At 42.0% G+C, this 20,149-nt stretch carries 23 protein-coding genes; all 23 read right to left on the bottom strand.

Annotated features, from left to right (window positions below; translation table 11 throughout):
* Positions 1-14 precede the first annotated feature (14 nt).
* The 23 genes from ACWPWY_RS04585 to ACWPWY_RS04475 all read right to left on the bottom strand — a co-directional run bounded on the left by ACWPWY_RS04585 (position 15) and on the right by ACWPWY_RS04475 (position 20,139).
* Positions 15-458: a hypothetical protein gene (locus ACWPWY_RS04585; protein WP_454190593.1), complete on the bottom strand. Its 444-nt coding sequence runs from the start codon at positions 456-458 to the stop codon at positions 15-17.
* Positions 455-952 carry a chemotaxis protein CheD gene (locus ACWPWY_RS04580; protein WP_454190592.1) on the bottom strand — a complete coding sequence of 166 codons (498 nt, stop codon included), beginning with the start codon at positions 950-952 and terminating at the stop codon, positions 455-457. The genes ACWPWY_RS04585 and ACWPWY_RS04580 overlap by 4 nt, the downstream gene beginning before the upstream one ends.
* Positions 945-1,568: a chemotaxis protein CheC gene (locus tag ACWPWY_RS04575; protein WP_454192793.1), complete on the bottom strand. Its 624-nt coding sequence runs from the start codon at positions 1,566-1,568 to the stop codon at positions 945-947. The genes ACWPWY_RS04580 and ACWPWY_RS04575 overlap by 8 nt, the downstream gene beginning before the upstream one ends.
* A 3-nt stretch (positions 1,569-1,571) precedes the next feature.
* Positions 1,572-2,033 (bottom strand): chemotaxis protein CheW, encoded by a 462-nt coding sequence (locus tag ACWPWY_RS04570; protein ID WP_454190591.1) that lies wholly within the window; start codon positions 2,031-2,033, stop codon positions 1,572-1,574.
* Positions 2,034-2,085: 52 nt separating this feature from the next.
* A complete protein-coding gene (locus tag ACWPWY_RS04565; protein WP_454190590.1) occupies positions 2,086-4,170 on the bottom strand; it encodes a chemotaxis protein CheW in 2,085 nt (694 codons plus the stop codon).
* A gap of 22 nt (positions 4,171-4,192) precedes the next feature.
* A complete protein-coding gene (cheB, locus tag ACWPWY_RS04560; RefSeq protein ID WP_454190589.1) occupies positions 4,193-5,569 on the bottom strand; it encodes a chemotaxis-specific protein-glutamate methyltransferase CheB in 1,377 nt (458 codons plus the stop codon).
* Between the two features lie 32 nt (positions 5,570-5,601).
* Positions 5,602-6,507 (bottom strand): MinD/ParA family protein, encoded by a 906-nt coding sequence (locus tag ACWPWY_RS04555; RefSeq protein WP_454190588.1) that lies wholly within the window; start codon positions 6,505-6,507, stop codon positions 5,602-5,604.
* Positions 6,504-7,832 (bottom strand): flagellar biosynthesis protein FlhF, encoded by a 1,329-nt coding sequence (gene flhF, locus ACWPWY_RS04550; RefSeq protein WP_454190587.1) that lies wholly within the window; start codon positions 7,830-7,832, stop codon positions 6,504-6,506. The genes ACWPWY_RS04555 and flhF overlap by 4 nt, the downstream gene beginning before the upstream one ends.
* The gene (gene flhA / locus ACWPWY_RS04545; RefSeq protein WP_454190586.1) at positions 7,829-9,862 is read right to left on the bottom strand and encodes a flagellar biosynthesis protein FlhA; all 2,034 of its coding nucleotides are present in this window, start codon (positions 9,860-9,862) and stop codon (positions 7,829-7,831) included. The genes flhF and flhA overlap by 4 nt, the downstream gene beginning before the upstream one ends.
* The gene (gene flhB / locus ACWPWY_RS04540) at positions 9,862-10,971 is read right to left on the bottom strand and encodes a flagellar biosynthesis protein FlhB (RefSeq protein WP_454190585.1); all 1,110 of its coding nucleotides are present in this window, start codon (positions 10,969-10,971) and stop codon (positions 9,862-9,864) included. The genes flhA and flhB overlap by 1 nt, the downstream gene beginning before the upstream one ends.
* 27 nt (positions 10,972-10,998) lie before the next feature.
* Positions 10,999-11,787, bottom strand: a complete 789-nt coding sequence (gene fliR, locus ACWPWY_RS04535; RefSeq protein WP_454190584.1) for a flagellar biosynthetic protein FliR — start codon at positions 11,785-11,787, stop codon at positions 10,999-11,001.
* A gap of 11 nt (positions 11,788-11,798) precedes the next feature.
* Complete coding sequence (gene fliQ, locus ACWPWY_RS04530; protein WP_454190583.1) at positions 11,799-12,068, bottom strand: flagellar biosynthesis protein FliQ; 270 nt, start codon at positions 12,066-12,068, stop codon at positions 11,799-11,801.
* Between the two features lie 35 nt (positions 12,069-12,103).
* Complete coding sequence (gene fliP / locus ACWPWY_RS04525) at positions 12,104-12,859, bottom strand: flagellar type III secretion system pore protein FliP (protein WP_454190582.1); 756 nt, start codon at positions 12,857-12,859, stop codon at positions 12,104-12,106.
* A complete protein-coding gene (locus ACWPWY_RS04520; protein WP_454190581.1) occupies positions 12,856-13,377 on the bottom strand; it encodes a flagellar biosynthetic protein FliO in 522 nt (173 codons plus the stop codon). The genes fliP and ACWPWY_RS04520 overlap by 4 nt, the downstream gene beginning before the upstream one ends.
* Positions 13,378-13,382: 5 nt before the next feature.
* Positions 13,383-13,748 (bottom strand): response regulator, encoded by a 366-nt coding sequence (locus tag ACWPWY_RS04515; protein ID WP_191798395.1) that lies wholly within the window; start codon positions 13,746-13,748, stop codon positions 13,383-13,385.
* 30 nt (positions 13,749-13,778) lie between these two features.
* Positions 13,779-15,062 carry a flagellar motor switch phosphatase FliY gene (gene fliY, locus ACWPWY_RS04510; RefSeq protein ID WP_454190580.1) on the bottom strand — a complete coding sequence of 428 codons (1,284 nt, stop codon included), beginning with the start codon at positions 15,060-15,062 and terminating at the stop codon, positions 13,779-13,781.
* Positions 15,052-16,050 (bottom strand): flagellar motor switch protein FliM, encoded by a 999-nt coding sequence (gene fliM, locus ACWPWY_RS04505; protein WP_454190579.1) that lies wholly within the window; start codon positions 16,048-16,050, stop codon positions 15,052-15,054. Before fliM ends, fliY begins: the two co-directional genes overlap by 11 nt.
* Positions 16,051-16,092: 42 nt before the next feature.
* Positions 16,093-16,557 (bottom strand): flagellar basal body-associated FliL family protein, encoded by a 465-nt coding sequence (locus ACWPWY_RS04500; protein ID WP_454190578.1) that lies wholly within the window; start codon positions 16,555-16,557, stop codon positions 16,093-16,095.
* On the bottom strand, positions 16,558-16,782 hold the full coding sequence (locus ACWPWY_RS04495) for a flagellar FlbD family protein (protein ID WP_191798387.1): 225 nt from the start codon (positions 16,780-16,782) through the stop codon (positions 16,558-16,560).
* Between the two features lie 68 nt (positions 16,783-16,850).
* Positions 16,851-17,666, bottom strand: a complete 816-nt coding sequence (gene flgG, locus ACWPWY_RS04490) for a flagellar basal body rod protein FlgG (RefSeq protein WP_454190577.1) — start codon at positions 17,664-17,666, stop codon at positions 16,851-16,853.
* A gap of 89 nt (positions 17,667-17,755) precedes the next feature.
* Positions 17,756-18,136 (bottom strand): TIGR02530 family flagellar biosynthesis protein, encoded by a 381-nt coding sequence (locus ACWPWY_RS04485; RefSeq protein ID WP_454190576.1) that lies wholly within the window; start codon positions 18,134-18,136, stop codon positions 17,756-17,758.
* The gene (locus ACWPWY_RS04480) at positions 18,133-18,663 is read right to left on the bottom strand and encodes a flagellar hook capping FlgD N-terminal domain-containing protein (RefSeq protein WP_454190575.1); all 531 of its coding nucleotides are present in this window, start codon (positions 18,661-18,663) and stop codon (positions 18,133-18,135) included. Before ACWPWY_RS04480 ends, ACWPWY_RS04485 begins: the two co-directional genes overlap by 4 nt.
* A 15-nt stretch (positions 18,664-18,678) precedes the next feature.
* Entirely contained in the window at positions 18,679-20,139 is a 1,461-nt protein-coding gene (locus ACWPWY_RS04475; protein ID WP_454190574.1) for a flagellar hook-length control protein FliK, read from the bottom strand.
* Positions 20,140-20,149: the final 10 nt, after the last annotated feature.

The raw sequence follows: 20,149 nt of genomic DNA, 5'->3' as shown, positions 1-20,149 counted from the left end.
ATCGTTTCCCTCCTCTATTTGCCTGACAGGTGACGAACGGCTTGTGCTAATTCTTCAGCATCTTTTGTCCGAACAAGTTTCGGAGGATTAAGTGGTTCAAAGCCGCTCTCCACTGCAGATTGTTTCTTTTTTTCTTCAATTGGTTCTGCTTGAGCATAATTCAGAATATCCTTCAGCGCTTCATCATCATTCGGAGCAATAACATCAAACTGAGCCCCTTTCGTTTCTTGTCCATCTTCTAGGCTCTCAGGTCCTCCTTTGTCGGGTGGAGGTGCCAATACACTGCCTAGTACGTACCTTAGAAGAAAGGCTAGTAAGAACCAGATGATAAAAGCCGCCCCTGCCCGGAAAAGACTGGTAGATAGTAAGTTACTGCTAAATGAAACGAAAAACGTGATGATCAGTCCGATAATTCCGGCTAAAAAATTGATTCGAACATTCCCAAACATTCTATTCATAGTTCCTTCACACCCATCTGTACGCTTCGAATCGTTAATATTCCAGTGTCCCGATCTATTTCAATGGTTCTTCCATGACTCCCGCCGCAATCTTCAGCTAGAAGTGGAATGCGAAGTTCTCTTATCATTTGTTTACAAACCTCCGTGTTACGAGGCCCAATACGTAACGTATCACCTGTTCCAGCAAATTGAAACATCTGTGATCCCCCTGCCATTTTGGCTATGAGTCTCGAGCTTGAAGCTCCTGCTCCCATCATCTTCTCTACCATTTCTACGATGGCAGTATCCGCGTATTTCGCCTTATTCAAAATACCTTCTCTCGCAATAGAAGAGGAAGGCAGCATGACATGTGCCATCCCCGCAACTTTGGCTAATGGATCATATAGCGTTACACCCACACATGACCCAAGTCCTGTTGTACGAATGATACCCGGTTCCGTAATGATGTTTAGATCCGCCATTCCTACCTTTACCATGTTTCTTTGTTCAATCATGATAGGGCGCTCCCAAAGCCTCGAATATTACATGAAAGGACTCAGGATCGGGTATTAGAAAAAATTGTCCTTGTACTTGGTTCCGACCTTCGAGAAATTGAGTATCGATTAAAAGGGCTTCGTCAGCGGTGTGACTCATGTGAAGTAACCCGTAACTTAAAATAGCTCCTGCCATATCTAGTGCAAATCCAGGCACGGTAGGGAACATTTTTAAACGAGTGAAATCAGCAAGGGATGATAAATAAGATCCAGCCAGAATATTTCCAATTTCAGAGATCGTCGAGCATTCCATTTCCGTGAATTCGAGATGTTCACAGCTTACTTCCGAATTAAAATGATACAAAAGCTGTTTGGCGGCCTCCGGGGTCATCATAAAAAACATGTTCCCCGGAGCCTCTCCTTCTACCCGAAAATAAACGGCAGCTACAATACTCTCATCACCGCCAACACTTTCCGCTATTGCTTCGAAAGGAACCCTTTGGACAGTCGGCACACCCATATCTACCGGTTTATTGAGCAGAGTAGCAAGCGCTGTAGCCGCATTCCCTGCTCCGATATTTCCGATCTCTTTCAAGATATCCATCTCAAACTCCTGAAATTGATTGATTGTAGCCATCATTTATCCTTCCATACTCTCAAGACTTATAATTTCACTTTTATTCAATACTTCATGGAGATTCAGCATAATTAGAAGTCTGTCTTCTTCTAACTTTGCTACCCCCCTTAGATATTTGGCTTTAATACCACCGACAATTTCAGGAGGCGTTTCGATATCATTTTCGTTAAGATCAACAACGTCATTGGCCGAATCTACAATAAAACCAACCTGCATATCCGAAACGGTAACGATAATGATCCGTGTTTGATCGGTATACTCTGTTTCTGGAAGGGAAAAACGTCCTCCCAAATCAATAACCGGAATGACGACTCCGCGAAGGTTAACAACTCCTTTTACAAATGAATATGTCTTTGGAACACGGGTAACCGGAAGCATTCTTTCAATCGTCTGAACACGTTCTACTTCAATTCCATACTCTTCTGTCCCAAGCTTAAAAACGATTACTTTCATGTCTTCTGCCATGATTAATGCCTCCTAAGTAAGTAGGTAATGAGAAACTTTCGCCTGCAAAGAACTATTTAATTAAGCCGTTAGGATCTATAATTAGTGCGACTTGTCCATCTCCGAGAATGGTTGCGCCAGAAATCCCTTGGATATTCGGTAAATATTTACCCAGTGTTTTAATAACAATTTCGTTCTGTCCGATAAAATCATCGATCGCTAAAGCTGCAAGCTGATCTCCTTTACGAATCACAACAATCTCTATTTCATCCTCTGCTTCATCACTGTAATCTTCTACATTAAAGAATTCAGCAAGTGACACGTAAGGAACTAACGCTTCTCTAAATGAAATCATTTTGGTTCCATGAACCATGCGGATTTTTTCTTTTTTCACAATGCCTGTTTCTACGATCGAAGAAAGCGGAATAGCGTATTTCTCACTTCCAAGCTTAATGAGCATTGCTGAGATAATAGAAAGAGTCAGCGGCAGTTGAACTGAAAAGTTCGTTCCTTTTCCCGGGACCGAATGAATGGTCACATTCCCGCCAAGTGAAGTAATTTTTGCCTTAACTACATCAAGACCCACGCCTCTGCCTGAGATGTCTGAGATGGTTTCTGCTGTACTGAAACCAGGCGCAAACAATAACTGAAAGACTTGCTGATCTGTCATCTCGGCGGATTCAGCTTCCGTTACGACGCCGCGTGATATAGCAATTTTGAGTAATTTATCTCGGTATATCCCGGCACCGTCGTCTTCAATCTCAATAAATACATGGTTGCCGCTATGGAATGCCCTTAATTGAATGGTACCCGTTTCGGATTTCCCCGACTCCAATCTAGTAGAGATTGATTCCACCCCGTGGTCTACTGCGTTACGAAGTAAATGAACGAGCGGGTCCCCGATCTCATCAATAACCGTACGATCCAGTTCTGTGTCCGCACCTGTAATAACAAGATCCACTTTTTTGTTTAGTGATTTGGCCAAATCTCGAATCATTCTTGGGAACCGATTGAATACGGTATCTACCGGAACCATCCGAAGCTTAAGCACTATATTTTGTAAGTCCGAACTAACTCTGCTCATATGGGCAACTGTTTCGATTAAGTCTGTATGCTCCAGTTCATTAGAGAGCTGTTCTAAACGGGAACGATCGATTAATAATTCACTGAATAAATTCATAAGAACGTCTAACCGTTCAATATCTACGCGAATAGTTTTAGAAGCTGCAGGTGCCGTATTTGTTTTTGAAGCAGCTCGAACTGTTTTCTCTTTTTCATCGCCTGGTACTGCTTCCGTGCTCTCCATCTTCGTACTACTTGTATCTGTTTCTGATGTTGCTTCAGGCTTTTCCATCACTTCCGTAGTTGCTGCCGCTTCCTTAGTCCCAAGCCCCAGCATTTCTTCAGTTAATGGAATGACACTCACTTCTTCGATCTCTGAAATATTAAGAATTGCTTTCTTTAACTCTTCCACTTGCATCTGTGTTATGTAATATAATGAAAATTCATATTCAAATTGATCTTGTTCTATTTGCTGAACGGATGGCTCGGTCGTAATGATGTCACCCGATCGTTCCAGCAAATCAAATACCATATAAGCACGAACCGATTTTAACTGACTTGTTCTGCTAATGCTAACTTGTAAAAACATTACTCCTTGGCCATCATGAATGGATTGTAAGAGCACAGAGCTTTGGAATTCATCAAGCGCAAGCATTGAAGAAGCAGGATCCGTACTAGAGACATGTGGAGCTTCTACCACAGAAGGTAAGTTCTCTTCTCCTTTTTCAATAGCTAGTAAGGAAGAAACGATATGGGAGACATCCAACTTGCCCTCTCCACCTGCCATAATATCTTGTACCATGGACTCGAGTGCATCCAGACTTTGGAATAAGACATCAAATATCGATTCTTTCATTTTCATTTTCTCGTTTCGAACGAGATCGAGCACATTTTCCATTTTATGAGTCAGAGAAGCAAGATCTTCAAACCCCATAGTTGCTGCCATCCCTTTTAATGTATGGGCAGATCTAAAAATCACCTGAACGATCGATAAATCTTCGGGACTTTGTTCAAGCTCTAGCATTTTTTCGTTCAAAGATTGTAGATGATCGTTAGACTCATCAATAAACATGGACAAATATTGATTCATATCCACTTTGAATTACCTCCTTCGTGAATTAGGTTTGTTTCATAACCGCTTGGATCAGCTTCGAGGTTAATTCTTCTAGAGGCAATACTTGCTGAACACAGGCGAGTTCTACTGCTGCTCGCGGCATTCCATACACAACACAGCTTTCTTCATTCTCCGCAAAAGTGGAACGAACACCTGTATCGTAAAGACGTTTCATCATCCTAGCTCCATCACTGCCCATCCCTGTAAGAAGAACAATATGCCTCTGCAGTTGAGAATAAGGGATAATGGATTCGAAAAGGGTATCTACGGAAGGTCGATGTCCATTCACTATTTCTTCCTGGCTTAAACGAAGTTCATAGTTCCCATTTGTTATTTCATTCACCCTCATGTGATATCCACCTGGAGCGATATACGCTACTCCTGCTTCCAGATGCATTCCTTGCTCTGCTTCAACTACCCGAATATGACTAAACGAATCAATGCGATTCGCAAGCGATCTAGTAAAGTCAGGCGGCATATGCTGCACAATGACGATAGGAGCGGGAAAATCCTTAGGAATTTGGGATAACAATGATTTAAGCGCCCGTGGTCCACCCGTAGAACATCCAATGGCTACAAGTTGCTGGATCATCATATTCGTCTTTTGTTTTTCGCTTTGTGTATCTTCCAGCATAATCGTTGCATTTTTGCGGCGAAACACTTTGGATACATCATGTGTTTTCGAAGATACAGGAAGTTCAGGTAAAGAAACGATCATTTTTTTCTGAGTGCTATTTTTGACTTCTTCATCGTTCTTATCATGCTTAGTAAGCTTAATATTTTTATTTGTGACCGGCTTCGGCGGAAAAACCGCCTTGTTTTTTTTCGTTTGTGTTTCTTTTGCAGGACGAGACTTATACAGATGAGGACTTTTCATTTTTTGAATGTTGAGAGATGGAACTTCATACTGTTCTTGTGTTTGCAAATCTACTTTTTCTGTCAGCAACTCTTCACTCAATTTTCTTTCTGCACGCCTTGCCTTCATTAGCATGGCTTCTTTCATCTGATTCCGAAGCTCTTTCCCAACTTCTTCTATGTCCTGTCCATGGTTGATTGACGGTTTTCGTATAAAATCAAATGCTCCCGCTTCCAGCGACATAATTGTCTCTCGTAAACCCAATTCATTGATACCCGAGAGCATAATAATCGGAATTTCATCCTCAGCTACGATTACTTTAAGAGCATCTAGACCGTTAAGAACAGGCATCTCTACATCCATTGTTATGAGATCAGGATGGTGTGTTCTTGCTTTTTCTATCGCTTCTTTTCCTGTAGCTGCTGTCTCCATCACTTTAAAAGCCGGATCTTGTTCAATTAAATCGGTAATAATTTTCCTCATAAAAGCTGAATCATCTACAACAAGTACTTGATAGACTGACATGATTGACACCCCTGAATTTAATGAAACCTACATTAGATGGTTTTCTTTAACCATTTGTTCATAAACCCTTTGAACCCTTGTGTATTCTGTGTCAAAGGTAATGCAAGATCCATATATCCCGATGCTATTCTTTCCATGTCTCGGGATGCAGTACAATGTGGATACATCACCGTAAATGGTGTTTGTTTCTTCACAGCTCGCATCACATGCTGATCGTCTGAAACATACCCTAGCAAAGGAATGGTAGCATTTAAAAATCGTTTCGCAACAAGTCCAATTTTAGCGCTGACTTGTTCCGCTTCCCTTCGGTTCTCCGCCCGATTCACCACAATGCTAAAAGCTACAGGATCACTCAGGTGTCTGTGCATCACTTTTATTAATGCGTAAGCATCCGTAATAGAAGTGGGCTCCGGCGTCGTAACCACGATACACTCATCAGCAGCGGCGATAAAACGCCTGTTCTCGAGGGACAGACCAGCTCCGGTATCAAACAAAATATAATCAAATTCCTCAGAAAGAATATCTAGGTCAGATGTAAAACCATGAAGGTCTTCTTCCGTTAGAGTCAAAAGTTCGATGAACCCAGATCCACCTGCCACATAGGGCAGTCCGTGTGGACCAAACTGAATAATATCTTGAATTCTTCTTTCACCCTTGAGCACATGATATAGACTGAACCTAGAAGATACACCCATTAATACATCGATATTTGCCATCCCCAGATCCGCATCAAACACCAGCACCTTTTTGCCAGCTGTATGCAATTTTAAAGCGAGATTAAGTGTAAAGTTTGATTTACCTACACCTCCTTTACCGCTCGATATTGCAATGAGTCTGGCTTGGTTCATTGTCTTTGCCTGAACTAAGTTCTCCTCATTCAGCTGCGGAAGAGAATTACTTAACATCATTTCTCTTAGAGAAGCCGCCTGATCTATCATGACGGCTCACTCCCAAGAATGATATCGGCTAATTTCTTTGGATCCGGAAGCATAATATCCTCCGGTACGTTTTGTCCCGTTGTAATATAAGCTAGCTTACTTGGATATTTTTTTAGGACGTTGAAAAGAGATCCAAGCGTGTCTGTTTCATCGATTTTTGTAAAAATCAATTTTGGTGTCCCATATTTATGAAAGTGATCCAGTATCGTAAGCATGTCTTCTGTTTTGGCTGTCAGGCTAAGTACCACAATTAGTTCACTTTCCGGTTCATCCGGCAGTAAGCTTTTGAGTTCAGAGACGGTGATCTCATTACGATAATTACGGCCGGCCGTGTCCATAAGAATCAAATCACACTCAGAGAGATGATCTAGTGCTCTTATGGTATCCGCCGGTGACTGCACGACTTCAAGTGGGATACCGAGAATCGCAGCATACGTCCGTAACTGTTCAACAGCAGAAATACGATACGTATCCGCAGTAATGAGCCCCACCTTTCGTTTATGCTTGAACATTTGCTCTGCAGCAAGTTTCGCTATCGTTGTTGTTTTGCCTACGCCTGTCGGGCCTGCTACGTATACGATTCGAGTAGATTTGTTAATTCCGTCCGTAATCCGTTCTGATAAAAAGTCCTCAATCAGAGGTCTAACGATGTTTTCTCCCGCTTCTTCCTCCGAAACCTGAAGAGACTGCTTTGCTGAATCCATCCAGATGCTCCAAATATCCGTGGCAATTCCTTGATCTTTCAGCTTCGTGCGAATCTCGTTCAAATCTCCAGGTAAGCTTGCTTCATTCGATTGACTCTCAGCGATCGTAGCCATAAACGTTTTCATCTGACTGATTTCTTGGAGAAGTTTCTCCGTCAGACTTCCTGCTTCCATTTCCGCTTTCAACGGCTCCTGTCTTGAAGAAACGGAAAAATCCGCCCCTTCCGGGTGCGGCTGTAACTCTGCAGGAGGACTCGAAAATTTTCCTGATTCTTGTGTTTTTTGTTGCAGAGTTGCCTTTGGCTTTATTTCGTTCGTTTCAGTTAAAGGCTGAGCAGCTGTTTCTTTTTCATTGAAACTCCCTGCTTTTCGATATACCTCAGGAACCGCATTCCTTGGCATCGTCTGAATAGCAGGAGGGACCTGGACAGGTTCCTTTGGCTGTATTTTGTCTTCTTCAACTGCAGCGATTACTTCGATCTTGTGTTTGCGCAGTATTCCTGCTAAACCACTTGCTCGAACGGTTTTGGTAGACAAGATGACCGCATCTTGTCCAAGTTCATTCCGAATGAGTTTCATGGCCTCGGGCATGGTATCAACGATGTATTTTTTCATTTTCATAAGTTCACCACCCCAACGCTTTGAATTTCAACATTTGGTTCTAGCTCACTGTACGACAACACAGGTATATCTTGCATCGTTCTTTCGATAATCTGACGGAGATACATCCGAATGGTAGGTGATGTAAGAACAATAGGTTGTTGACCCGACTGAATCAGACGATTGACTTGTTCTGTCAATTTTTGATACAGCGTTTGACTTGATACAGGATCTAGTGCTAAATAGCTCCCTTGCTCCGATTGTTGGACACTCTCGGCAATTTTTTTCTCAAGATTAGGGCCTACTGTAATCACCCGCATCGTCTCCCCTTTCAGGGTATACTGCTGAGTTATTTGTCTTGATAGAGCTTGTCTTACATATTCGGTGAGAACATCTGGGTCTTTTGTATATGTACCATAATCCGCTAATGTCTCTACGATCGTCACCATGTCACGTATTGAGATTTTCTCCCTAAGCAGCTTGGCTAAAACTTTCTGAATATCTCCAATTGAGAGTACAGAAGGAATGAGTTCATCTACTAGTGCTGGATAACTTTCTCTTAAATTATCTATAATTGCTTTAGTTTCTTGGCGTCCTAACAGTTCATGTGCATGTCTCTTAATAAGTTCTGTCAGATGTGTGGCAACAACGGATGGAGGATCAACAACGGTGTACCCTGATAACTCTGCACGGTCTTTCGTCAATTCATCTATCCATAATGCGGGAAGTCCAAAAGCCGGTTCCATTGTCTCAATTCCGCTGATCGAATCGTCATCATACCCTGGGCTCATTGCTAGGTAATGGTTAAGTAACAATTCTCCACCGCCCACGGTGTTGCCTTTGATTTTGATTACATATTCACTAGGTCTAAGCTGTATATTATCGCGAATCCGAATCACCGGGACGACAAGACCGAGCTCTAACGCACACTGTCTGCGGATCATAATGATCCGATCAAGAAGATCTCCACCTTGTCCGGTATCTGCAAGAGGAATGAGTCCATATCCAAACTCAAACTCGATAGGATCCACCTGAAGCAGGTTAATTACACTCTCTGGACTTCGAACTTCTTCAATCTGTTGTTCTTCTTCCATCTGTTCTTCGGAAATCTGCTTATTATTGAGATTCTTCTGCATTTTCCAACCTCCGAAAAACAGCAGACCCGCCAGAGGCAAGGTTGTAATCGGACCGATTGGCGTGAAGACTCCCAGGAAAGTTACCGTAGCTGCAACGATATACATAAGCTTTGGATATGAAAATAACTGACCCGTAATATCATCCGCAAATGTTCCATCGGATGCCGCTCTAGTCACAATTAGTCCAGAAGCAGTAGAAATCAGTAGTGCAGGAATCTGGCTTACCAACCCATCCCCAATGGTTAGCAGGGAATATGTAGACAAGGAATCGCCAAAGCTCATTCCTAACATAACCATCCCAATAATGAATCCGCCGACGAGATTGATCAGCAAGATAACAATACTTGCAATTGCATCTCCTTTTACAAACTTACTTGCACCATCCATCGCCCCATAAAAATCGGCTTCTCGTTCAATTTTACTACGTCTCTCTTTTGCCTGTTGTTCATTAATAAGACCGGCATTAAGATCAGCATCAATACTCATTTGTTTACCAGGCATCGCGTCCAGCGTAAATCTAGCCCCTACCTCTGCGACACGTTCAGCCCCCTTGGTTATAACAATAAACTGAACAACAACTAGGATCAGGAACACAATAAAACCAATAATTGGTTGTCCACTGGATATCCAACTTCCGAATGTCTCAACCACTTTACCAGCATAGGCTTCCGCAAGAATATGTTTGGTAGTTGATATGTTTAAAGATAGTCGAAATAAAGTCGTTACAAGCAGTAAAGAAGGAAAGATAGAGAAATCTAAAGCTTCCTTCGTGTTCATAGCTACCAGCAAGATCATAAGCGCGATTGAAATATTGATGACCATAAGAACATCCAGTAATCCAACGGGTATAGGTAGAATCATCATGAGCACAACGCCGATAATTCCAACTAAGACTGATAACTCTTTTATTTTCACTAGTTTCTGTGCCTCCGATTCCCCGATGGTTTATTTCTGCCTTTTAGGTTATACACATATGCTAATACTTCAGCGACCGCCTGAAAGAGATCCGCAGGAATGGAGTCACCGATCTCCGCACGTTGAAACAATGCTCTTGCCAGCGGCTTATTTTCCATAAGCATAATCCCATTATCCTTAGCAATCTCCCTTATTCGGAGCGCTACATGATCGGCTCCTTTTGCAATTACCTTTGGAGCATCCATTTCATTCCCATCGTACTTCAGTGCTACTGCAAAATGGGTTGGATTCGTAATGATGACATCCGCATTTGGGATTTCTTGCATCATCCGTTGCATCGCCATACGTCTTTGGCGTTCACGAATTTTTCCTTTAATGAGGGGGTCACCCTCCATTTTTTTATACTCATCTTTAATATCTTGCTTGGACATTCGAATGTTCTTCTCGTATTCATATTTTTGGTACATGTAGTCGAGTATCGCAAGAACAAACAATGCAATTCCTATATCCAGTCCCAGTTTCTTGGTCATCTCTGCAGCGAATTTCATGATCCCCTCTGATGATAAGTGACTGAGTTCTATAAACTGATCTTTTGCCCCCCACAAGATGTTATACACAAGAAATCCGATAATGAGCATTTTTAAAACGGATTTAAGCAGCTCTACAATGGATCTCATGGATAAAATATTTTTAAACCCTTTTATAGGATCCAGCTTGCTAAACTTGGGAGCCACCCCTTCTCCCGTGAGCAGAAAGCCGACTTGCAAATAATTCACGAGGATTCCGACAATGACACCCGCCGCAAAAACAGGAGCAAGAATGATAAGAATCTCCATGCCGAGCTGCCCGAACATAGACATCACATTCGGTATCGTAACATCCATGCTAAGCCTGTTCATAAAGATATCTGTAAAAGCATAGGTAATTCGTTCTTTATAAAAATCTCCAAAAATAACAAAACACATAAAGCAGGTGAGCAAAATGGCCGCTCCGGAAACTTCCATACTTTTTGCAACTTGCCCTTTTTCCCTTGATTCCTGGCGTTTCTTGGGCGTCGCTTTTTCTGTCTTCTCTCCGGAAAACATCTGCAGGTCCAGTTTAAATCTCATCCTACTCTCCTCCCGCATTTGTGTTATCTAAGGTCTTTGACCAACTACCTCTAAGACACCCTGCATTGCTTCAAATAATACACCAAACAAATTTTCGAAAATGTATAGAAAACCAGGTACTACGAGCAACATCATGGAAAGACCCACAATGATTTTCAGTGGAACCCCTATAACAAAAACATTAAACTGCGGTGCCGTCCTGGCAAGAAACCCAAGTCCTACGTCGGTCATAAATAAGGCAACCACTAGCGGCGCAGCCATCTGAAACGCAAGCATAAAAGCTTGTGAAAATGCACGGATCAGGAGTTCTGCAACACTGCCGTCTGCAAATGCCTGAAAAATATCGTTTCCAGCAAGAGGCACCCATCTATAACTGTATACGATGGCATCGAGCATCCGGTGATGTCCATTCATCGTCAGAAACAACAGGATTGCAAAAGCGTACTTCAGGTTCCCTGTGAGAGGTACTGATGTACCTGTCATCGGATCAAATACATTTGCCATACTAAAACCAATCTGGATATCGATGAACGCTCCTGCGGTTTGGATGGCCGTAATCATGAGAAGTGCAACATAACCTAGCAACAGTCCCATTAAAACTTCCTTGAATATAAGCAGTACGTAAGCTGCATCCATAGCAATAACCTGGTCCGTACCAAAAGTTAAATAAACAATCATCGTAATAAAGACAGATAATCCTATTTTAAAAATCTGAGGTACCCCTGGTGTAGAAAACACGGGCGCTACTACAAAAAAAGCTGTTATTCGACAAAAAATTAGCAAAGCTACAGAAAATCCTTGAAGTATCATCTCCATGATTGATCAACCTACCCGATATAATTGTGAAGATTGTCTAAGATGCCATAAGTGAAATCAACCATCGATGCGAGAATCCAAGGGCCAAATAACAGTAGTGCCAAAAGAACCGCTACAATCTTGGGAACAAAAGCTAATGTTTGTTCTTGAATCTGCGTTGTTGCTTGGAAAATACTAATGATCAGCCCTACAACAAGTCCAAGGACCAGCATGGGGGCACTTATTTTCAAAGCGACAAATATCGCTTGCCCTGCTAGCTCAATGATAAAATCCCCTGTCAAGGCGCCACCTCCCAATGTCTAGATGATCCTTGCACTTACGGACTGAAGCTAAGGAGTAAAGATTTAACGACGAGATACCAGCCATCCACCAGTACAAAAAGAAGAATTTTGAATGGAAGAGAAATCATGACCGGCGGCAACATCATCATCCCCATTGCCATAAGGGTACTTGACACAACAATATCAACGACCAAAAAAGGAATGAAAATCATGAAACCCATCTGAAAAGCGGTTTTCAGCTCACTGATTGCATACGCAGGAACCATAACGGTGAGCGGAATATCCACATAAGTTTCGGGCTTCTCCATCCCGTTATAATCCATGAACAGAAGCAAGTCTTTTTCCCTTGTATGTGAAAACATAAACTTTTTCATAGGTTCCGTGGCTTCATCTAGTGCTTCCATTTGTGTTATTTCACCTTTTAAGTAAGGCTGAAGCGCAACATCATTAATGGTAGATATCGTTGGAGACATAATAAATAAGGTAAGAAAAAGGGCTAGTCCAACGAGTACCTGATTTGGCGGCATTTGATTGGTACCCAGTGATGTTCGTACAAAACTTAAAACGATGACGATTCTAGTAAAACTTGTCATCAGTACTAGAATGGCGGGTGCAATACTGAGAATCGTTACAAAAAGAATGATGGATAAAGAGCTTGTGCTGGGCTCTCCACTATCCCCATTCCCAATCTCAATATTGATATCCGGAATTGGCTGCGCGTACGCTTCCGTCCCCATCATAAGATGAAGAACCGCCCATAGTAAGCAGACTATTACCATCTTTTTATTCATGAATCTCTCGACCGCTCTCTTGTTTCTTCTTCTTCAAGCAAGCGTTCCATTTGATCCTTACGATCAGGCATCTCTCGAAGCTTTTTCTCAAATAACGCACTAAATGAAGCTTCTTCCATATCAAAGGATTCCGCTTTATTTTTACTGAGTTTATTCTTTACGCCTGTAATAAGCTTGGCGAAGGAAGGTTCTGATGTCCCTTCCCTTTCAAACTGAGCTACTAGGGCTCTGATTTCCTCAGGCTCAGACAACGTGTCAATCATATGCACATCGTCTCCAATCCCGAGAATATAAAGTTTGCTGCCAACTTCGACGATTTGAAGTGACTTGCTAGGTCCAAGCCCCACTCCACCGATAACTCTCATCGTCCGTTTTTGAAGAAAAGATTGATTCTTTCTTCCCAAAAAACGAATCAAAAGAACAATAGAAATAACTATGATAATAAGTACGAATACGACAGAGAGGATCGAACCGAAGTGACTTGATCCCAAAGAATCCGTTTGACTTGAATCTGTCATTTACATTAAATGCCTAGTGTTTTATTAATCGCTTCAATTACGCGATCAGATTGGAAAGGCTTCACGATAAAGTCTTTTGCTCCTGCTTGAATTGCATCAATAACCATTGCTTGTTGTCCCATCGCTGAACACATAATCACTTTAGCATTAGGATCCACTTTCTTAATTTCTTTAAGTGCAGCGATACCATCCATCTCGGGCATCGTAATATCCATCGTAATCAAGTCAGGACGAAGTTCTTTAAACTTTTCAATTGCCTGTGCTCCGTCCTGCGCTTCTCCAACCACTTCAAACCCGTTCTTGCTTAAAATATCCCGTATCATCATTCTCATAAATGCTGCGTCGTCCACGATTAGAATTCGATTTGCCATGTTAATTAAAATCCTCCTTGAATATGTTGCTTATTGTATTTTCTGCAGTCGGTCCCACTCGCTTACGATATCGGTTACTCGTACTCCAAAATTCTCATCAATGACAACCACTTCACCTTTAGCAATCAGCTTCTGATTGACGAGGATATCCACGGGCTCACCGGCCAGTTTATCGAGTTCAATGATGGAGCCTTGAGACAATTCCAGAATATCCTTAATTTGCTTTTGGGTCCTTCCTAATTCTACGGTTACTTTTAGTGGTATGTCCATCAATAAATTCAAATTATTGTCGCTTGGTTGCCCAAAAGCACCGTTTTGGAAGTTTGCGAACTGTACTGGTTGCACATTTACACCACGGGCGTGCATGTTTCCGTAATGTTGCGGTTCTGGATTCGACATTTGTGCAGGTTGCTGCATACCTTGGTTAGGGTAATTTTGATATGGGTTCTGCTGCTGCGGTATAGGTGCTTGCCAAGGATCCTGGTAAGGAACATTCTCCTCTGCATGATGCATTGGCTGCTCATAAGTAGGAGATTCATAAGTTGCAGGTTCTGGCGGCGCACTTACTGCTTCTTCCACCGGTGCAGATGTTTCGGTCACATTACCTGTAGATACCTCTTCCATCTCTTCCGTGCCATGAATCAGCATCCTTACCATATCTTTGGAAAAGTCCACTCTCAGCAATTGCATAATCGTAGAATCAATCAAATCCCCGATAAGTAGACGAAATGAAACTTTAATCATCGTTTCATCTACCGGGAAATTATTTAACCCTTCACCGCTAGTTGTATTTAGAATATCTATACTTGGCGGAGATATATTTACGAATCGATTAAATAGAGTTGACATTGATGTGGCTGAAGAACCCATCATTTGATTCATTGCTTCTTGAACGGCACTGATATGAATTTCATTCAGTTCTTCGTCCTTGGGATTCCCTTCACCACCAAGCATGAGATCAGCGATGACCTGAGCATCTTTTTTCTTGATTACGAGTGAATTAATCCCTTCAAACCCGTCTACATAAGTGACATGAACAGTCACGTGAGGTTTAGGAAATTCCTCTTCAAATTCTGATCTTTTAATAATAGAAATTTTCGGTGTTGTGATTTCTACTTTATTACCTAATAAAGTAGAAAGTGCCGTAGCCGCACTCCCAAATGTGATATTCCCTATCTCACCGAGGGCATCCTGTTCGAGTGGGGTCAAATAATCATCCACTGTTTGCACTACCGGCTCACCGCTGGAAATAGATTCTGTTTGCTTTAATAAAGCATCGATCTCTTCCTGGGACAAAAAGTCTTTACTCGTCAAGTTCTTCCACTCCTTCCATGAGGATCTCATCTATCTGTACTGCTACTCGGTCTCTGAGGCTACCTGGACTTCCTATAAATTTGGCCTTTTCGCCTACTTTAATCGTTAATCCTTCGTTTACTGGTTTACCTAGTGCGATCACATCGCCGACTCCAAGCGACAGAAACTCAGCAATCGATATCTGGGATTCCCCGAGCTCCGCAATAATCGGAAGTTTGGCTTTCTTCACTCTTTCTTTCAAAGCGATCATTTCTTCAGGAGCCCGCGATTTTTTCTCTGATATAAACCATTGATGGGTTGATAGTTTTGACATGATCGGCTCTACAACTACATGTGGAATGCAAAGGTTGATCATGCCTGTTGTATCCCCAATCTTTGTGCTAAGCGAGATCAAAGCAATCGTCTCATTCGGCGATACAATTTGCATAAACTGTGGATTCGTCTCTAAAGCCTCCATCCGAGGTTTGATATCAAGAACGGTCTTCCATGCCTCTTGCAAACTGTCGAATGCTTTGCTGAATATACGCTCCATAATGGTGATTTCAATCTCAGTCATAGTGTTTACTTTTGCAGTAGATGTGCCTGGACCCCCAAGCAGACGATCGAGCATGGCATAAGCAACATTCGGATTCACCTCAAGTACCATTCTCCCTTGAAGCGGTTCTGCCTCAAATATATTCAAAATGGTCATTTTAGGAATAGAGCGAATAAACTCGTCATAAGGCAATTGTTCTACTTGCACTACATTGATCTGGACAAACGTTCGTAGCTGAGCTGAAAAATATGTCGTCAGATACCGAGCAAAGTTTTCATGAATTCGGGTTAAACTTCGAATATGATCTTTAGAAAACCGAACTGCCCTTTTAAAGTCGTATGACCTTATTTTCTTCTGGCTATCTTCCTTTTTCAGCTCTTCAGCATCCATTTCTCCAGAGGAAAGAGCTGCGAGGAGGGCATCAATCTCATTTTGTGATAATACATCAACCATTTCATTCACCCCCTTGCAGGTTTAAAATTGAGCCGGGACACATTACATCATTGGCGTCGAAAGAAACTTCGTAATTCGAATATCTTGTAATTGGCCTTCTGTAAGTTCTTTGTTAATTAAAACTTTCAACTCGCTATTGAATTTCTTTCTTCCTACCGTTACATTCAGCGTTTCAGGGCTTGTGTCTGCCAGCTTTTGAATAATAATCGGTGTCACAACAAGATCTTTAATTTTCTCGAAATCTTCCTTCGCCTTTTTACTATCCAGTTGAAAGGCAAAGTTCATTTGCACAAGATAATTAGGATCGGCCAAATTTGTTTTGATATCGATAATTTCGGAACTTACCTCAACAATTTCATCGGCTGATAGATGTGGTTTGCTGTCGCTCACTTTCGTAGTTGGCTGTTCGTTTCCTGCATTCATCTGACCCTTCATGATGATGGTCACGAGCACAATAAGTGTAACGGCAAGCATAATGGTAGAGATCCAGGGTAACATTTTCTTCATTTACATATCCTCCGTTTGCTGCTGCAATTTAATTGTCGCCGCATGGATGCCGATTCCCCGGTTATATTCCTTGATCTTACGAATGACTTCATCTGCTTTCTCAAGTACAATTAAACGTTTGCCTGTGATCAGGGTGATGTATGTATCTGGTGTTTCTTCCACAGTCTCAATGAGCAACGCATTTAAAAATAGGCTTTCTCCGTTTAACTTTGTAACTGCTATCATCTCTAGATACCTCCTGCAGTAAGCTGCTTCGGGAAGCTTGCTTCACTTCCCTACGCAGATACTAGTCATTAACGTTTAAGATTGACGACTTCTTGAAGTATTTCATCAGAAGTGGTAATTATGCGGGAATTTGCCTGAAAACCACGCTGCGCAACGATCATCTCTGTAAACTCTCCGGTTAAGTCCACATTTGACATCTCAAGCTGACCAGCCACGATTGAACCCGTACCTGCTTCCGCATCATTTGCCGTTACTATCTCCAGTTCCCCGTCGAGATTCGCATTCATTGTCATTCGGTACAAATTTCCTCCGATTTTATCAAGGCCGCTAGGGTTAGATACTTTACCGATCCCTAGTTGTACGCCAGCTTCCATCGTTCCATCCGCCATTTGTTGGTTAATGGTTCCATCTTGACCGATAGAAAAAGCGACTACCTCATCATCAAGCGTTATAGGAGCACCGCCTGAATCAAGCACGAACAGTCCATCTGAGGTAACCAATCTGCGATTGGCATCCACATGAAAATCTCCAGCCCGCGTTAGGTAAGGGACTTCCTGATCTTCCGAAAGACTGACTAGGAAAAACCCGTCACCTTCCAGACGAAGATCCGTTGGATTATTAGTGGTCTGTGCACTGCCTGCTAAATGCATCGTATCGATCGATCCTACACTAACTCCAAGCCCAACCTGTTTGGAATTCACACCGCCGTTTTCATCCGTAGGGGAGGTTGCACCTGCAGTGGTTTGACTCATAATATCCTTAAACATCACTCGACTCGATTTAAATCCTGTTGTATTGACGTTTGCAATGTTATTACCGATGACATCCAGCTTCGTTTGGAACCCTCTCATGCCGGATACTCCGGAGTACATGGATTTAAGCATAATTATTTTTACCTCCGATTGGTTGATTGGCTGCTTCAGTCGATCCGCAAGCCTCAGGCTTTCCGTTAGGGCCAGCCTTACATAGATAATTAAGGAATGATAATAGCACTATCAATCTGCGTAAATACACCTTCTGTTAACGAGGGTCCATTCACCGCAGTTACGATCGTTCGGTTCTTTACATTTATAATAAAAGCGGTATCTTCCATCAGCACAAGTGTTTCTTTAGAACCTTTGGCTGCCGCCTTATCAACAGCCTCAGCAATCTTTTCTAAGTGATCTTTACCGAGCTGTATACCTCGCTGCTCTAATCTTTTAGAAGCATGATAACTAAGCTTTATACACTCATCATGAAATAGTTTGTTAAAAGAAACGGTTTCTTCTGATACTGACTTACTGGTATCACGAGTGATGGGAGAATTAACTGTACTTGTATACAGTTGACCTACTCTTACGGAGCCGCCACTCATCCCTCAGCTCCATCGGCTTCTTCGCTTACATCAACTTGTTCATCTGAAGAGGCACTGGCTTCCAAAACTTTTTCTTCTGTTTTTACATCACTGATCTGAGTAATGTCTTTCAGCGGGATTTCCTTATTATTAATAACTGCATACTGCATTTGATCCCGAATAATTATGGATTCCACAACACCGCTTTGAACAGCACCTTCATTTGAACCATCACTATTACCAATCCAGCTTACTTGTTTACCGATCAGTCCAGAAACCGCACCTAAAGATTGTGATAAATTTTGAAGTTGACCCGATATATTGGACAATTGTTCTACAGAAGTAAACTGAGCCATTTGAGCGATAAATTCTTTATCTTCCATCGGCTGCATCGGATTCTGGTTCTGTAACTGAGTAATCAGTATTTTTAAAAATTGATCCTTACCCATCGCATCAGAGGATTCTTTACCCGCTGCTGTAGTTACATTGGAAGCTGAATAGTTAGGCCAATTATTCGTAGTTGAAATAATATCTGCTGACATGTTCACACCCCGCTTCGCTAATTATATTTTCGCAGTGAATCCGCTTGTCTGATCTCCTTCCGTATATAACTCCAATTCTTGCTGCTCCTGCATCCATGCACGAAGCTCGTCTTGTATCTCCACTGTAGTTAGTAGATCTTCATTGCTTTGTTCTCGTTCTTTAGATCTGCGCTGGTTACCAGGCTGTCCGTTTGAACTACCTCCGTCCTGATACAGATGTGATGATAATGAGGTGTTCTGAGTGACTTCAAGTCGTTCTACCTGAATCCCTTGAGCCTGAAGTACAGCTCTTAACTGCGTCATTTGTTGTTCCAGCAAATCCTTCGCTCCTGCATGCTCTGTCATGAACTTTGCAATCAAATGACCATTTTGCATCGATAACTGCACGTCCAGTTGACCTAAATGTTGAGGTCTTAAAGAAATAACGGCTTCTGTCATTCCCTGTTGCTTCACAATTTCAAATTTACTAACGACAAATTCAGACATCTCTTTAGAAAATTGTTGAACCGGTATGACCGTTTCTGATCTAGTTAGCGGTGCTGTTCCATTCTTTATAGCTAACTGCCCTGCAGTGATAGGGTTTGTACCTTGATTATCCTGCGTCTCCTCGGTATTTACTTCCTGAGAAGATTCGGGATCTACACTTTGCTGTACTGACTCATGAGGAGTCGTTACTTTGATCATTTCTTTTGCTGCTAGCTTGTTACTACCGTTTTGTTCACCAGAGTTTTCCGAAATCTCAGTATCTCCTGAAAGGAGTGCAGGTTCTATAGAAAACATTGCTTTCTCTGATGAAGTGGAGGTGCTTCTTGCTATCAAGCTAAGTTCGGTCATCAGCGAATTTAATGTAGTAACGGATTCTGTTTTTATATCTGTTTTTCCTAAAATCTCTTTCAGGTTTAGGATAAGCTGCTCCTGGGTATGTATAAGATCTTCTAGTGGTGCAGCTGCTTCTGAATTTGTTTTACTTGCTTCTACCAATTGGTGTAGTACTTCCTGTAAAGCATACTTTACTGTATCCGACTGCTCAGAAAGTGCATTAATCGCTTGAAAAGATACGTTTTGCTCTGCTGTTTCTTCATTATTTACTGGATAGAGATAATATAAGGCTTGCTGCAGCCACCCTTTCAGCTCAACCATCATTTCCTCATGTTCTTCCCTATTATTCAGATCTTCATCTTGCTCAAGTGTGGTAATGAGTTCATCGATAATCGTTTCTGCTTCCATACTGAGAGTTTCGTCGTCTAAAGTACTTGTGTTCACTTCCTGAGCAACACTTTCATCTGGATTTACAGTTAGAAAAGTAAACATTGCCGGCGTTTCCTTGCTGACCGTTTGATTACTCCCCTCACTCGTTGTCTGCATGTTCACTTGCAAAGCCGCAAGAAACCCAGATGATTCGTTTCCAGTTGTCTTACTAGCCTCAGATCCAGAATCCACCAAACTAACTGCTTTTCCTACTTGTGAAAAAGAAGATATCATTCGTTTTTTC

It is taken from the genome of Paenibacillus sp. Marseille-Q7038 (genome assembly GCF_965111595.1).
The sequence above is the reverse complement of the archived record's forward strand: the minus strand, read 5'-3'. Positions and strand labels throughout refer to the sequence as shown.